This is a genomic window from Saccharopolyspora sp. NPDC003752, from assembly GCF_053605825.1.
Genome location: NZ_JBSGJZ010000026.1, coordinates 52,812 through 65,362, shown reverse-complemented (window position 1 = coordinate 65,362; position 12,551 = coordinate 52,812). Strand labels below are relative to the sequence as shown.

The following is a 12,551-nucleotide window of genomic DNA, read 5'->3' as shown; positions in this document are numbered from 1 at the left end:
TGAGCCTTCAGACAGTCTCGGGTACCGCGCACGGCGAGTCCACACCCCCGGAAAGCCCACGCGGCGGCCGGTCCGCCGCCCAAAACCCGACACACCGTAACGAGGCGCGCCCGAACGCATGTCGATCACCGGCCGACGATTCACTCCAATGGAGCCATGTCCGATTCCTCCCTCGGCGTCCGGCCCACGCCCGCTGTTGCGGTGAACATCTCCCGGCGACCGGATACGCCAAGTAAAGTCTGGACACGGCGATCACTCGTACGAGGACACTGTGGAAGGAGAGCCGCACCCGTGCCGACCCCGTCCACAGTGGTCGATCGCGCGGTGGCCTGCCTGCTCGGCGGGGCGCTCGGCGATGCGCTCGGCAGTCCGGTCGAGTACGCGCAGCTGGACGACATCCGCGCCGAGTTCGGCCAGGCAGGCGTGGCCGAACCGCCGCCGCAGGCGCTGCTCGGCGACGCGACGCAGCTGGCGCTGTTCACCGGCGAGGGTTACCTGCACGCCTGGACCACCGGTAACAACGGCGGCAATTGGCGGCCGGTCGAGTCCACCGCCGCCGCTTACCGACGGTGGTTGACCACCCAACAGGAAGACAAGCCGCAGCCCGGCGCGACCGGCCTGCTCGCCGAGCCCGAGCTGTACGCCAGCCGGGCGCCCGGCCTGACCAGCCTGCGCGCGCTGCAGGAACCCGAGCTCGGCACGCCGGACCGGCCGCGGAACACCTCCAAGGGCTGCGGCGGAGTGGATCGCAGCGCGCCGCTCGGCTTCGCGCCCACCGCCGAGATGGCCTACCAGCTGGCCTGCCAGTGCGCGGCGCTCACCCACGGCGGCGTCAGCGGCTGGGCCTCAGCCGGGGCGCTGTCGCTCATCGTGCACCTGGTGGCCGTGCAGGAGCGGAAGCTGCCCGCCGCGGTGGACCAGGCGGCGGGCCGCGTGCTGCGCGAGGACGGCGAGGCCGCGACCGCCCTCGCGGAGGCTTCGACGCTGGCGCGGCTGGGCGCGAGCGTCGGGCACATCGAGCGGCTCGGCCAGGGCTGGATCGGCCCGGAGGCGCTGGCCATCGGCGTCTACTGCGCGCTCGCGATGCCCAAGCCCGACCAGTTCGCCGACGCCCTGCGGCTGGCGGTGAACCACTCCGGGAACAGCGACACCACCGCCGCCGTGACCGGCAGCATCCTCGGCGCCCGGCACGGCACGGCGGTGCTGCCCCGCTCGTGGCTGGCGCGGCTGGAACTGGCGGACGTGATCGAGCGCATCGGCCACGACCTCGGGGCCTCCTGCGTCGGCGAGCAGTTCAACGAACGCCGCTACCTCGGCCTCGCCTGACGCACGGTTTCCGCTGGTGCACACCCGTGCGTGTTTTGTGCTGCCATAGCGACACAAAACACGCACGGCACCTGACCAGCCGAAACGGAGCTCAGCCGTCGTCCGGCCGGGATGCCTTGGCCCGGACGACGGCGACGGCCACGGCGAGGAACCCGATGTTGAAGCCCATCTGCACCGAAACGACCGCGCGGGCGAGCTGGGACACCGCGTACACGTCGCCGAAGCCGACGGTGCTGGTGATCGTCAGCGAGAAGTAGAGCGCGTCGGTCTTGGTGCGCAACGACGCGACCGAGCCCGGATCCTGGCGGACCAGTCCGAAGTAGACAGCGGCGAAGAACAGCACGGCCAGGTACAACGCCACGGCCACCCCGGCGATGGAGCTGCCGTGGCGCGCGCCGCCGATCCGGAACCGGCGCACCTGGAACAGGATCAGCGAGGCGACCGCGACCAGACCGATCGCGAACAGCACGACCGAGTTCACGGTGCCGACGAGCCCGAACCGGTCGACCGGCAGGAGGTAGTAGACGACGGTGCACGCCACCACCGCGCCCAGCGAAGTCGCCAGGTTGATCAGGACCCGATTCCGGCCGCTCCCAGGCACGACCGCCAGCTTCGGCCAACACCGGACCCACCGCCATTCGGACCCCGTGCTCAACCCGCAGTTTCAATTGAGCCTTTTTCATCCTGGTCTGCGGCGTGTGCAGGGGTCGTGAGTGCCCATGGTCGTCATAGCGACCATAGCCACTCACGACCCAGGACACAGGCCATCCGCGCAGAGGATGAAAAAGGTCATCGAAACCGTCACCACGTGACCCGCAGTTTCAATTGAAACTGTCGTCAGGCGGTGGCCGGGGTCCGGGACAGGCGGCTGAGCCGGCGGTTGCCGACCACGCGGCACACCAGGTAGATCACGAACGAGATGATCGTGACGAAGGCGCTCACCGGCGCCCCCGGCGCCAGCGACAGCAGGATGCCGCCCAGCACCGCCACCTCGGCGAACACCACGGCCAGCACCGTCGCCTTGACCGGGCTCGCGGTCACCCGCGCCGCCGCGGCTCCCGGCGTCACCATCAGCGCCAGCACCAGCAACGCGCCGACGGTGTAGACGCCGAGCGCGGTCGCCACGCCGACCAGCACCGCGAACAGCGGCGTCAGCAGCCGCGCCGGAACACCGCGGGCCGCCGCGACGTCCGGGTCGACGCTGGCGAACAGCAGCGGCCGGTACACGAAGGCCAGCACGACCAGGACCGCCGCCGCCGAACCGGCCAGCAGCAGCACGTCCGCGGAATCGACGCCGACGATCTGCCCCACCAGCAGGCTGAACTTGTTCGAGGTCCGCTCCGGGTTGAGCCACAGCAGCAGCACGCCGACGCCGAGCCCGAAGGACAGGATCGCGCCGATCACCGAATCGCGTTCGGTCCCGCGCTGCCCCAGCAGCCCGAGCAGCAGCGCGGCGACCACGGCCCCGGCCAGCGCCCCGACGCCGACGCCCACGCCGATCAGCAGCGCCGCGGCGGCACCGGTGAACGCGAGCTCGGCCGTGCCGTGCACGGCGAAGGACATCTTCCGCGCGACGACCAGCGGCGCCAGACAGCCGGAGACCAGCCCCAGCGCCGCCGCGGCCAGCAGCGCCTGCTGGACGAACGGGTAGCCGAGCAGGTCGATCGTGGTCGAGAAGTCCAGGATCTTGCCCAGCCCGTCGATGATCGCGTTCACGCTTCTTCCGCCTCTTGCACGTGGTGGTCGTGCTCGTGCTCGTCGGTGCCGGCGACCACCAGCCGCCCGCCGACGCGGGCGACCTCGACGTCGGTGCGGTACAGCTCGGACAGCGTCGCGGAGGTCATCACCTCGTCCGGCGGGCCGATCCGGAACCGGCCGTCGACCAGGTAGAGGACCCGGTCGACCAGCGGCAGCACCGGGTTGATCTCGTGGGTGACGAACAGGACCGCGGCCCCGGCCTCCCGCGCCTGGTTCGCGATCAGCCGGCTGACCTTGCGCTGGTGCGCGATGTCCAGCGACAGCAGCGGCTCGTCGCACAGCAGCACCGCCGGATCGCTGACCAGCGCCTGCGCCACCCGGAGCCGCTGCTGCTCGCCACCGGAGAGCAGACCCAGCGGCATCCGGGCGTACTCGGTCGCCTCGACCGCGCGAAGCGCCGCGGCGACCCGCTGCTTGCGTTCGCGGCGGCCGCGCAGGCCCGTGCCCCAGTGGTGACCGTCCAACCCGAGACCGACGAGATCGCTACCGCGCACCATCACGGTCGCGTCCAGCGCCCGCTGCTGCGGGATGTAGCCGATCCGGTTGCTGCCCCGGCGGGCCGGCCCGCCGGCGATCTCGACGCTGCCCGCGGAAAGCTGCTGCAAACCCAGCAGCACGCGCAGGAGGCTCGTCTTGCCGGAGCCGTTCGGGCCGAGCACGGCCAGGAACTCCCCCGGCTCGACGTCCAGGTCCAGGCCGGACCACAGCACTCGGGGGCCGTAGGAGAGCTCCGCGCCGCGCAGCCGCACGGCGGGGGCCGTGGCGGTGGGCGCGAGGACGGTCTCGGTCTCGGGTTTGGCGGTCATGTCTCAGCGATTCTGGGTCAGGGCGGCCTGCAGGGCCGTGATCTGGGCGTCCATCCACTGCACGTAGGTCTTGCCCTGCGGCAGGGTCTCGGTCATCTCCACGACCGGGATCTGATTCTGCTCGGCGGCGCTGCGCACGTTGCGGGTGACCGGCGATTCGGTCTGCGGGTTGTAGATGACCGCTGCGGCCTGCTTGGAGTTCACGGCGTTCTGGATCGCGGCGACCGCGGCCGCCGACGGGTCGCTCTCGGCCTCGACGGCCTTGACGAACTCCGGCGGCGTGATGTCCTGCAGGCTCGCCGCTTCCACCAGGTAGTGCGCGACCGGCTCGGTGACGATCACCGGCTTGCCCCGGTTCTGGTCGCCCAGCTCGCCGACCCGCCCCTGCAGCTTGCCGATGTCCTCCGCGAAGTGGCCCGCGGCCGTGCCGAACTGCTCGGCCTTGGCCGGCTGCAGCTTGCTCAGCTCGGCGCTGACCTGGGCGGCCACCTGCTCCACGACGTGCAGGTCGTACCAGACGTGCTCGTTCGCCGAGTGGTCGTGGCCCTCGTGCCCGCCGTGCTCCTCGTGCCCGCCGTGCTCACCTGCGGGTTCACCCGCGGGCTCGCCCTCGTGCTCGTCCTTGACGGCCTCGATGGTGGGCTTGCCCTGGCCGCTGCTGCCGAGGATCTTCTCCATGAACTCGTCGTATCCGCCGCCGTTGAACACGACCAGATCCGCGTCGGTGACCTTCGCGGCGTCCTGCGGGGTGCTCTCGTAGGAGTGCGGATCGGCGCTGGGGTCGCTGATGATCGCCTCGACGTCGACGGCGTCGCCGCCGACCGCCTGCACGACGCTGGCCCACGCGCTGGTGGAGGCGACGACCTTGATCTTGTCGCCGCCGCCGGCCGCCTGCTCACCGGTGCCGCAGGCGGTCAGGGCGATGGCGGTGGCCGCGAGGCCGGCTAAGGCGGTGGCAGCAGAGCGGCTGCGGACGGTCATCGGTTGCACTCCTCGGTGATTGGCCCCTTGCGCAGCAGACTGACGGCTAACTGCGAACGGTAACGGAAACCGTTGTCAACTACAGTCTAAGCACGTCTCCGCACAACACTCCACCAACCGGGTTATTCCTGTTGCGCGCGCAACGACGCCCCCGCCAGGACCAGCGGGGGCGTCGGCATGGGGGCCGCGACCGGCGGTGGCCGCCTGAGCAGCCACGATCGGTTCGCGATCAGGCGACCAGGCGATCTCCGGTCTCGGGGTGGAAGAGGTGGATCTCACTGTGGTCGCGCAGCGCGACCTTGACCTGCTGCCCCAGCGCGGGCGGGGTGCGGCCGTCGGCGCGGACGACGAAGCGCTCCTGCGAACCGTTGACGTCGATGGCGCCGTGGATCAGCGCATCCGCGCCCAGCTCCTCGACCAGCTCGACGGTCATGGCCATGCCGTCGTCCTCGCTGGAGGTCAGCGACAGCGCTTCGGGGCGCACGCCGAAGGTGATCTCCTTGAGGTCGCCCGCGGCGGCCACGGCCTCGCGCGGCAGCGGGATCGTGGCGCCGTCGAGCACCGCCCCGTCGCTGGTCAGCGGCACCGTCTTGAGGTTCATCGCGGGCGATCCGATGAAGCCGGCGACGAAGGCGTTGGCCGGGTTCTCGTACAGCTCGCGCGGGCTGGCGCACTGCTGCAGCAGCCCGTCCTTGAGCACCGCGACGCGGTGCCCCATCGTCATCGCCTCGACCTGGTCGTGGGTGACGTAGATCGTGGTGGTGCCCAGCCGCTTCTGCAGCGCCGCGATGTTCGCGCGGGTCTCCACCCGCAGCTTGGCGTCGAGGTTGGACAGCGGCTCGTCCATCAGGAACACGCTGGGCTCGCGGACGATCGCGCGACCCATCGCGACCCGCTGCCGCTGACCGCCGGAGAGCGCCTTGGGCTTGCGGTCCAGGTACTTCTCGAGGTCCAGCATCCGCGCGGCCTCGGTGACCTTCTCCTTGATGACGCCCTTGGGCGTCTTGCGCAGCTTCAGCGCGAAGCCCATGTTCTCCGCGACCGTCATGTGCGGGTACAGGGCGTAGGACTGGAACACCATCGCGATGTCCCGTGACTTCGGCGGAGTGTTGGTGACATCGTTGCCACCGATGGTGATGCCGCCCTCGTCGACGTCCTCCAGCCCGGCCAGCATCCGCAACGCCGTCGACTTGCCGGACCCCGACGGCCCCACCAGCACCAGGAACTCACCATCGGCGATGTCCAAGGCGAGCTTGTCCACCGCCCGTACCGGTGGACTCCCCTGGTAAACGCGCGAGGCGTTGACGTACGCAACCTCAGCCATCTGTGACACCTTTCACGGAATCGGTCATGAAAACGTAACCGCAAAATCGCTCCGGGTCAGCCCCTCGAATGAACCAACTCGGAGAGTGATCACTGCGCGTCGCTCCGTGTTCATGATTCGAACGTGAGTGGGATCTGCATCATGCTCACTTCACCGAGGGGTACTGAACCGTTACGGTTCCTCCATGGCGCGGTCAACGAATGCCCGGCGGCCTGCGACGCTCGCATCGCTCGCTGCAGAACTCGGGGTCTCCCGGACGACGGTTTCCAACGCGTACAACCGTCCGGACCAGCTCTCCCCGGAGCTGCGCAAGCGAGTCCTGGAGACCGCTCGCCGGCTCGGCTACCCGGGGCCGGATCCGGTCGCGAGGTCGTTGCGGACCAGGAAGGCGGGCGCGGTCGGCCTGCTGCTCACCGAGAACCTCTCGTACGCGTTCCGCGACCCGGGCGCCGTCGGCTTCCTCGAAGGACTCGCGCTGGCCTGCGAAGACGCCGGTCAGGGCCTGCTGCTGATCCCGGCGAGCCCGGAGCGCGAGGACGTCGCCTCGGTGCACCGCGCCGGCGTCGACGGCTTCGTCGTGTACTCCGTGCCCGAGGACGACCCGCACCTGGCCGCGGTGCTCGAACGACCCGTCCCGGTGGTGGTCTGCGACCAGCCGCGCCTGGACAACCTGGACTGGGTCGGCCCGGACGACGGGAAGGCCATCAAGAGCGTCGCCGACCACCTGATCGGGCTAGGACACCGCCGCATCGGCGTGCTGTGCATGCGCCTGGCCCGGGGCCGCAACGACGGGCCCGCGTCGGTGCAGCGGCAGGCCAACGCCAGCTTCCACGTGCAGAAGGCCAGGCTGACCGCGCTGGCCGAGGTGTTCAGCGAGGCGGGCGTGGACTGGACGAAGGTGCCGGTGGTGGAGCGCTTCGACCACACCACGGCCTCCGGGGCGTCGGCGGCGGCGCAGCTGCTGGAGATCGACCCCGAGATCACCGCCATCGTGTGCACCTCGGACATCCTCGCCCTCGGCGCGCTGAGCGAGGCCCGCAACCGCGGCCTGCGGGTGCCGGAGGACCTGACCATCACGGGCTTCGACGGCATCCCGGACGCGGAGCGGGCGGGCCTGACGACGGTGCGCCAGCCGTGGCTGGAGAAAGGCCGTGCGGCCGGGCGCCTGCTGCTGGAGGCCAGCGAGCCGGGCCGCCCCCGCCACATCCAGCTGGAAACCCAGCTGATCACCGGTGCCACCTCGGCCCCGCCCCGCTCGGCGGAGGAGCGCTGGTTCGGCCCGTGATCACGTCCCGGACAGGCCGCCGTCCACGGCGGTGCAGCCGCCGGTGACGTGCCCGGTGAGGTCGCTGGCGTAGGCGACGATCGCGGCGGCCACGTCCTCGACCGGCCCAGCGACGTGCGCGCCCCGGTCTCGTCGATCATCGCCCACTGCTGCGCACCGGCGTTGGCGTCGGTGGGCACGAATCCGGGCGCCACGATGTTCACCCGGATGCCGCACTGCCCGAGTTCGACGGCGACCTGGCCAGCATGTCGCTGGCCGACTGCCGGGAGGCAAGGGTCGGTTTCACGCGAAACCAGCGCACGCCCTGAGGACGAAGTGGCGATCTCGCACGAAACCAGCGCACGACCTGGGCGAAGTGGCGATTTCGCGCGAAACCAGCGCACGGCCTGAGGGCGAGGGGCGAAAGCGGCGTCGGCGTCGGGCACGGGGCTTCCCGACTTCGCCTGAAATCGGAAGTCTCCTCGGCCTGGTGGGTCAGTAGTTCGCCCACTCGCCCTGGGCGTACTGGAGGATCGTCGGGTGCATCAGGGTCGACGGTTCCAGGCCCGGGATCCTGGTGCGGTCCGGCGAAAACGTCGCCGCCGCTTGCAACGTCGCCGCATCCAGGGACCGCAGCGGCGGAGCGTCGGCCGCGAGCCGCAGCAGCGGCGCCCCGGGCGAGGCGAGCGGTGTCGGGCCGGGCGAGGCGAGCGGTGACGCCCCGGGCGAGACTATCGAGGGTCCGCCCGTCGTGTGATCGTCCGCAATTTCCATTGAAATCGAAGGTCCAATTTCCATTGAAATTGCGGACCCCGGGGCGGAACCCGGGGTGGTTGGGGGTTGTTGGGTGGGGGTTGCGTTGGCCAGGTGGAAGCCCCATTCGCCGAAGCTGGGCATCGCGATCTGGTACGGGACCGTGTTCAGGCCCGCCGACCTCATCGTCGACTCGATGCACCAGAACGCCTTCGGCGCGAAGAACGGCGAACCCGCCTGCACCACCACTCGCGCGTTGTCCGCCATCGCCTGCCGCACCAGGCCGTAGAACTCCGTCGAGTACAGCTTCGCCGTCGCCGTGGAGTCCGCGTCGGGCATGTCCACGAGCACCACGTCGTAGCGTTCGCGGTTGTCCCGCAGCCAGCTGAAGGCGTCCGCCGCGATCGCCCGCACCCGCGGATCCGCGAAGGCGTTCTTGTTCAAAGTGGACACTCGGGGGTCGGTGCGCGCCAGCTCCAGCACCGCCGGGTCGAGGTCCACCAGCGTGGCCTCGCGGACATCCGGGTACCGCAGCACCTCGCGCAGCGCCAGGCCGTCGCCGCCGCCCAGCACGAGCACCCGATCCCGCGGCCCGGCCATCGCCGGGTGCACCAGCGCCTCGTGGTACCGGTACTCGTCCATCGAGCTGAACTGCAGGTCTCCGTTGAGGTACAGCCGGGTGTCGCTGTTCCCGTTCAACGAAACCGACTCGGTCAGCACGACGTCCTGGTATGGCGTGCGCTCCGAATGCACCACCGGGTCCGCGTACAGCGCCTGGCGCGCGGTGACCTCGAAGTCGTCGGCGAACGCGTAAGCCCCGACCAGCACGCCGCCGACCAGCACGGTCGCCCCGGTCAGCAGCAACGTCGCGCGCTTGGAGAGCTCCCGGCGGAAGACGGTGAGCACCAGCCCGATGCCGGCGGCGGCGTTGACCATGCCGACCAGCAACGCGCCCTGCACCTGCCCGAACAGCGGCAGCAGCAGGAACGGGAACGCCAGCCCGCCGACGAGACCGCCGACGTAGTCGGCCGCGAACAGGTCGGCGACCGCAGAACCCGCGTCCTGCCGCCGGATCCGCTGCAGCAGCACCATCAGCAGCGGGATCTCCGCGCCGATCAGCACACCGAGCACGAGCGCGGTGGCGATCAGCGCGGGCATGTACAGGCTCAGCCACGCGAACGCGGCGTACAGCCCGAGCACGCTGATCCCGCCGAGCAGCGCGAGCAGCAGTTCGATGCCCGCGAACGCCGGAGCCGCCCAGCGCTGCAGGGGTTTCGCGGCGAGCGCGCCGACGCCCATCGCGAACACCATCAGCGACAGCACGATCGACGCCTGGCCGACGGTGTCGCCGATCAGGTAGCTGCCGAGCGCGACCAGCGCCAGTTCGTAGACCAGACCGCAGGCGGCGCAGATGAAGACGGCCACCAGCACCGCGGTCCGGGCGACCCGGCCGCGCGGCTTGACCGGATCGGCGGGCTCGGCGCTCACCGACACGCGCTGCTCACCAGATCGAGGCGGCGATGATCACCGCGATCACCACGTGCGTGGTCGCCGAGACCCAGGTCGCCGGGTGCATGTTCGGGGAGGAGAGCTCGTCGCCGAGCTTGCCGGGCGTGACCGCGTCGATCAGCAGGAACGACAGGCTCATCAGGATGAGCCCGAGGAGACCGAAGACGAGGGTGTCGATCAGCCCGGCGATCAGGTCGTCGGCGCTGCCCACGATCGCGGTGGTCAGGATGATCCCGACCCCGATCAGGCCGGAGACCAGCAGCAACGCCGCATTCGGGTTGCGCTGGACCCAGATCAGGTCGCGGAGCTTGCCCGGCGTGGCCAGGTCGACGAGCACGTAGCCGAGCGCCATCATCGCCACACCGATCACCCCGTAGGCGACGGCGGCGATCAGGCCGGCGAGCATTTCCTGGAGCAAGGTGAGGCCCTTCTGGTGTCGTGTTCGGTGCGGTCAGCGACGGGGGCCTGCCGGCGGCGGCCCCTGCGGCGGCGGTGGCCAGGGCTGCCCCGGACTCCCGGGCGGCGGAGGCCACCCCTGCTGCCCCGGCGCCGCAGGTCCTCGCGGCGGGTGCGGTCCGGACGGCGGTGGTCCCTGCAGCGGCAGACCCGGCGGTGCAGGCGGCGACCCTTGCGATCCGCCAGGGGGCGGGCCCTGTGGAGGCGAACCCTGCGGACCAGGCGGTCCACCCTGCGACGGCCCCTGCGGAGGACCAGTGGGAAGCCCCTGCAGTGGCGGGCCGCCCTGCGGGCCTGGCGGCGGATTCCCCTGCGGCTGCACCGCACCCTGCGGTCCCGGCGGCGGCCCGGACGGAGTGTCCGATGTGGACTTCTGCTTCGCGCGGCCCCGGAAGCCCAGCAGCAGGCCGAGCACCACGACGACGCCCAGCCCGCCGAGCCACGCCCAGGGCACCCAGTCCGAGCCCGAACCGTCGCCCTTCGGCAGCGGCGGGACCGAGGCGGTGCCCGACGCGTCCTCGGTCGCCTTCGGCGCCGTCAGCACGCCTTTCTCCACCAGCAGCAAGGGCAATCCGAGCGCGGCCTGCCCGGTCGCGGTCACCGTTTCCTCGGCCAGCGAGTCGGCGGTGACGCCGAGGTTCACGAAGTCGTCCGCGTCCAGCTGCGCGTCGAGGTCGCCGGACGCCACCACCTTGATGTCGGCCGAGTCGGCGTCGTCGGTTTCGCCGGCGGCGGCCACGAACACCTGGGTCTCGGCCCAGCGCGGGCAGCTGTCGGCCGGGACGCTGGGGCCGCGGCTGGAGCCCTGGTCGAACTGTTCCGTCGAGCCGTCGACCAGCTTCCAGCCGAAGCACACCCCGTGCGCCCGCTCCGCCTCCGCGAGCCGCTGCGCGAGCTGCTGCGCATCGGCGGGGGTGAACCGCTCGATCGGCGGCCCCGAGTAGCTCGTGCCGTCCAGGTAGTAGGTGGTTTCCTCCGAGGTGAAGGCGTTCTGCGCGGACTCGCCGCCGACCGTCCCGGCGACCGCCAGGCCGACGACGAGGACGGCGCCCGCGGTCAAGGCGAACTTGGACTTGTTGCCGCTCATTTGCCCGCTCCCGGCCCCCGGCCGCGGAAGCTCTCGCCGTGCGGGCTGCTCCAGCCCCAGACGCCGCCGACGTGGCTGTGGTAGCGGCGGTAGGCCCGGTCGGAGTCCATCAGGTGGATCACCGATCCGGGTGCCTGCGGCTGGATGATCACCGCGTCGCCGGAGTACCGCAGGTAGATGCCCGACGAGTCGGCGTACTGGGACTGCGGGCGCCACTTCGAGGTGATCTCGGCGGCGACGACGCTCGGCGGTTTCGGGCTGGTGTAGGCCCGGTTGTCGGAGTCGCCGGACAGGTCGAGGTGGGCGGCGCGGGTGTAGTTCTTCGCGACGTAGCCGTGCGGCCCGGTGCCGGTGGAGAAGATCGTCACCAACCCGATGATCAGGGCCAATACCGCGGCCGCGCCGGCGATCACGAACCAGAAGCGAGGTTTCACCGGTCAGTCCGCCGTCGGGTAGATGAGCACGTCGTAGCGGCTTAGCGCTTCGCCGCTGCTGGCTTCCCAGTCGGCGCCGCCGTAGGACTCGAAGCCCAGCATCGATCCGTCCGAGGCCTCGTAGTCGTGGTAGCGCACGGTGCCCCGCTCGGCCAGGCCGGTGGTGGCCTCGCTGCGGAACTCGGCGCTGCCGGATTCCTCGGAGTGGTAGGTGCGGCCGCCGAAGTCGATCGTCTTCGGGCCGGGCTCGCCGGCGTCGGCGACGGGCGTCCACAGCGAGAGGATCAGGTCCGGGTCCTCTTCCACGGCCAGCCACACCTGCCCGCCCTTGGCGTCGTCGAGCAGGTGCTCCGCCCAGGTCCAGCCGCCTTCGTCGAGCCGGAGGGTGCCGCGGACGGTGTAGGTGCTGCCGCGCACCTCGACGATGTCGCCGGCCTTCAGCGCCCGCGGGTCGCCGCGCAGCGAGTCCTGGTCACCGGTGTGGAACGGATCGGCGGGCCGGGTTTCCGGTTTCGCGGCGGAGCGCTTGGCCCGCACCCCCATGATCACGGCGAACACCGCGACGACGATCAGCACGATGATCACGACGATCAGCGTTGCGGTCAGTCCGTTCACCCGTCCGCCTTCCCCTCGTGCGAGCGTCCGGCACAGAGCGTATTAGCCCGCCCCCGACGGGATGACATCAATCGCCCAAATCGTGACCAGTTGAACGTTAAACGGACCAATTGACGCGCTGAGTGGCGAACGGTCCGCTCACCCCACCCGGCAGGCGGAAGCGAACGGACCGTTTGCGCCGCAGAACGAGGCGAACAGGCCATTCGCCCCACCGAACAAAGCGAACGGCCCGTTCACC

The 12,551-nt window shown here is 70.7% G+C and carries 13 protein-coding genes; 2 read left to right on the top strand and 11 right to left on the bottom strand.

Features of this window, described 5'->3' with window-relative positions; translation table 11 throughout:
• Positions 1-291 precede the first annotated feature (291 nt).
• Positions 292-1,326, top strand: a complete 1,035-nt coding sequence (locus ACWEV3_RS28860; RefSeq protein WP_452616891.1) for an ADP-ribosylglycohydrolase family protein — start codon at positions 292-294, stop codon at positions 1,324-1,326.
• A 91-nt stretch (positions 1,327-1,417) separates the two neighbouring features.
• On the opposite strand, the gene ACWEV3_RS28855 is transcribed toward ACWEV3_RS28860, so the two are convergent.
• The 5 genes from ACWEV3_RS28855 to ACWEV3_RS28835 all read right to left on the bottom strand — a co-directional run bounded on the left by ACWEV3_RS28855 (position 1,418) and on the right by ACWEV3_RS28835 (position 6,195).
• On the bottom strand, positions 1,418-1,927 hold the full coding sequence (locus ACWEV3_RS28855) for an ion channel (protein WP_452616890.1): 510 nt from the start codon (positions 1,925-1,927) through the stop codon (positions 1,418-1,420).
• A gap of 236 nt (positions 1,928-2,163) precedes the next feature.
• Positions 2,164-3,042 (bottom strand): metal ABC transporter permease, encoded by an 879-nt coding sequence (locus tag ACWEV3_RS28850; RefSeq protein ID WP_452616889.1) that lies wholly within the window; start codon positions 3,040-3,042, stop codon positions 2,164-2,166.
• Positions 3,039-3,890: a metal ABC transporter ATP-binding protein gene (locus ACWEV3_RS28845; RefSeq protein ID WP_452616888.1), complete on the bottom strand. Its 852-nt coding sequence runs from the start codon at positions 3,888-3,890 to the stop codon at positions 3,039-3,041. Before ACWEV3_RS28845 ends, ACWEV3_RS28850 begins: the two co-directional genes overlap by 4 nt.
• Positions 3,891-3,893: 3 nt before the next feature.
• A complete protein-coding gene (locus ACWEV3_RS28840; protein ID WP_452616887.1) occupies positions 3,894-4,871 on the bottom strand; it encodes a metal ABC transporter solute-binding protein, Zn/Mn family in 978 nt (325 codons plus the stop codon).
• A 229-nt stretch (positions 4,872-5,100) separates the two neighbouring features.
• Positions 5,101-6,195: an ABC transporter ATP-binding protein gene (locus tag ACWEV3_RS28835; protein ID WP_132487087.1), complete on the bottom strand. Its 1,095-nt coding sequence runs from the start codon at positions 6,193-6,195 to the stop codon at positions 5,101-5,103.
• Between the two features lie 184 nt (positions 6,196-6,379).
• On the opposite strand from ACWEV3_RS28835, the gene ACWEV3_RS28830 reads away from it, so the two are divergent.
• Positions 6,380-7,480, top strand: a complete 1,101-nt coding sequence (locus ACWEV3_RS28830; RefSeq protein ID WP_132487085.1) for a LacI family DNA-binding transcriptional regulator — start codon at positions 6,380-6,382, stop codon at positions 7,478-7,480.
• On the opposite strand, the gene ACWEV3_RS28825 is transcribed toward ACWEV3_RS28830, so the two are convergent.
• The 6 genes from ACWEV3_RS28825 to ACWEV3_RS28800 form a co-directional block, all read right to left on the bottom strand.
• A complete protein-coding gene (locus ACWEV3_RS28825; RefSeq protein WP_452616886.1) occupies positions 7,481-7,627 on the bottom strand; it encodes a hypothetical protein in 147 nt (48 codons plus the stop codon).
• Positions 7,628-7,954: 327 nt separating this feature from the next.
• Positions 7,955-9,700 (bottom strand): polyamine aminopropyltransferase, encoded by a 1,746-nt coding sequence (locus ACWEV3_RS28820; RefSeq protein WP_452616885.1) that lies wholly within the window; start codon positions 9,698-9,700, stop codon positions 7,955-7,957.
• Between the two features lie 13 nt (positions 9,701-9,713).
• On the bottom strand, positions 9,714-10,139 hold the full coding sequence (locus ACWEV3_RS28815) for a DUF350 domain-containing protein (protein WP_358567018.1): 426 nt from the start codon (positions 10,137-10,139) through the stop codon (positions 9,714-9,716).
• Positions 10,140-10,172: 33 nt separating this feature from the next.
• On the bottom strand, positions 10,173-11,264 hold the full coding sequence (locus ACWEV3_RS28810) for a hypothetical protein (protein WP_452616884.1): 1,092 nt from the start codon (positions 11,262-11,264) through the stop codon (positions 10,173-10,175).
• Positions 11,261-11,698, bottom strand: coding sequence for a DUF4247 domain-containing protein (locus tag ACWEV3_RS28805; RefSeq protein WP_358567024.1), 438 nt, complete (start codon positions 11,696-11,698; stop codon positions 11,261-11,263). Before ACWEV3_RS28805 ends, ACWEV3_RS28810 begins: the two co-directional genes overlap by 4 nt.
• A gap of 3 nt (positions 11,699-11,701) precedes the next feature.
• Entirely contained in the window at positions 11,702-12,313 is a 612-nt protein-coding gene (locus ACWEV3_RS28800) for a DUF4178 domain-containing protein (RefSeq protein WP_452616883.1), read from the bottom strand.
• Between the last annotated feature and the right edge of the window lie 238 nt (positions 12,314-12,551).

Coding starts and splice junctions, on each gene's coding strand:
- ACWEV3_RS28845 (WP_452616888.1), bottom strand. CDS start 3,890: ATGACCGCCAAACCCGAGACCGAGACCGTCCTCGCGCCCACCGCCACG.
- ACWEV3_RS28840 (WP_452616887.1), bottom strand. CDS start 4,871: ATGACCGTCCGCAGCCGCTCTGCTGCCACCGCCTTAGCCGGCCTCGCG.
- ACWEV3_RS28835 (WP_132487087.1), bottom strand. CDS start 6,195: ATGGCTGAGGTTGCGTACGTCAACGCCTCGCGCGTTTACCAGGGGAGT.
- ACWEV3_RS28830 (WP_132487085.1), top strand. CDS start 6,380: ATGGCGCGGTCAACGAATGCCCGGCGGCCTGCGACGCTCGCATCGCTC.
- ACWEV3_RS28810 (WP_452616884.1), bottom strand. CDS start 11,264: ATGAGCGGCAACAAGTCCAAGTTCGCCTTGACCGCGGGCGCCGTCCTC.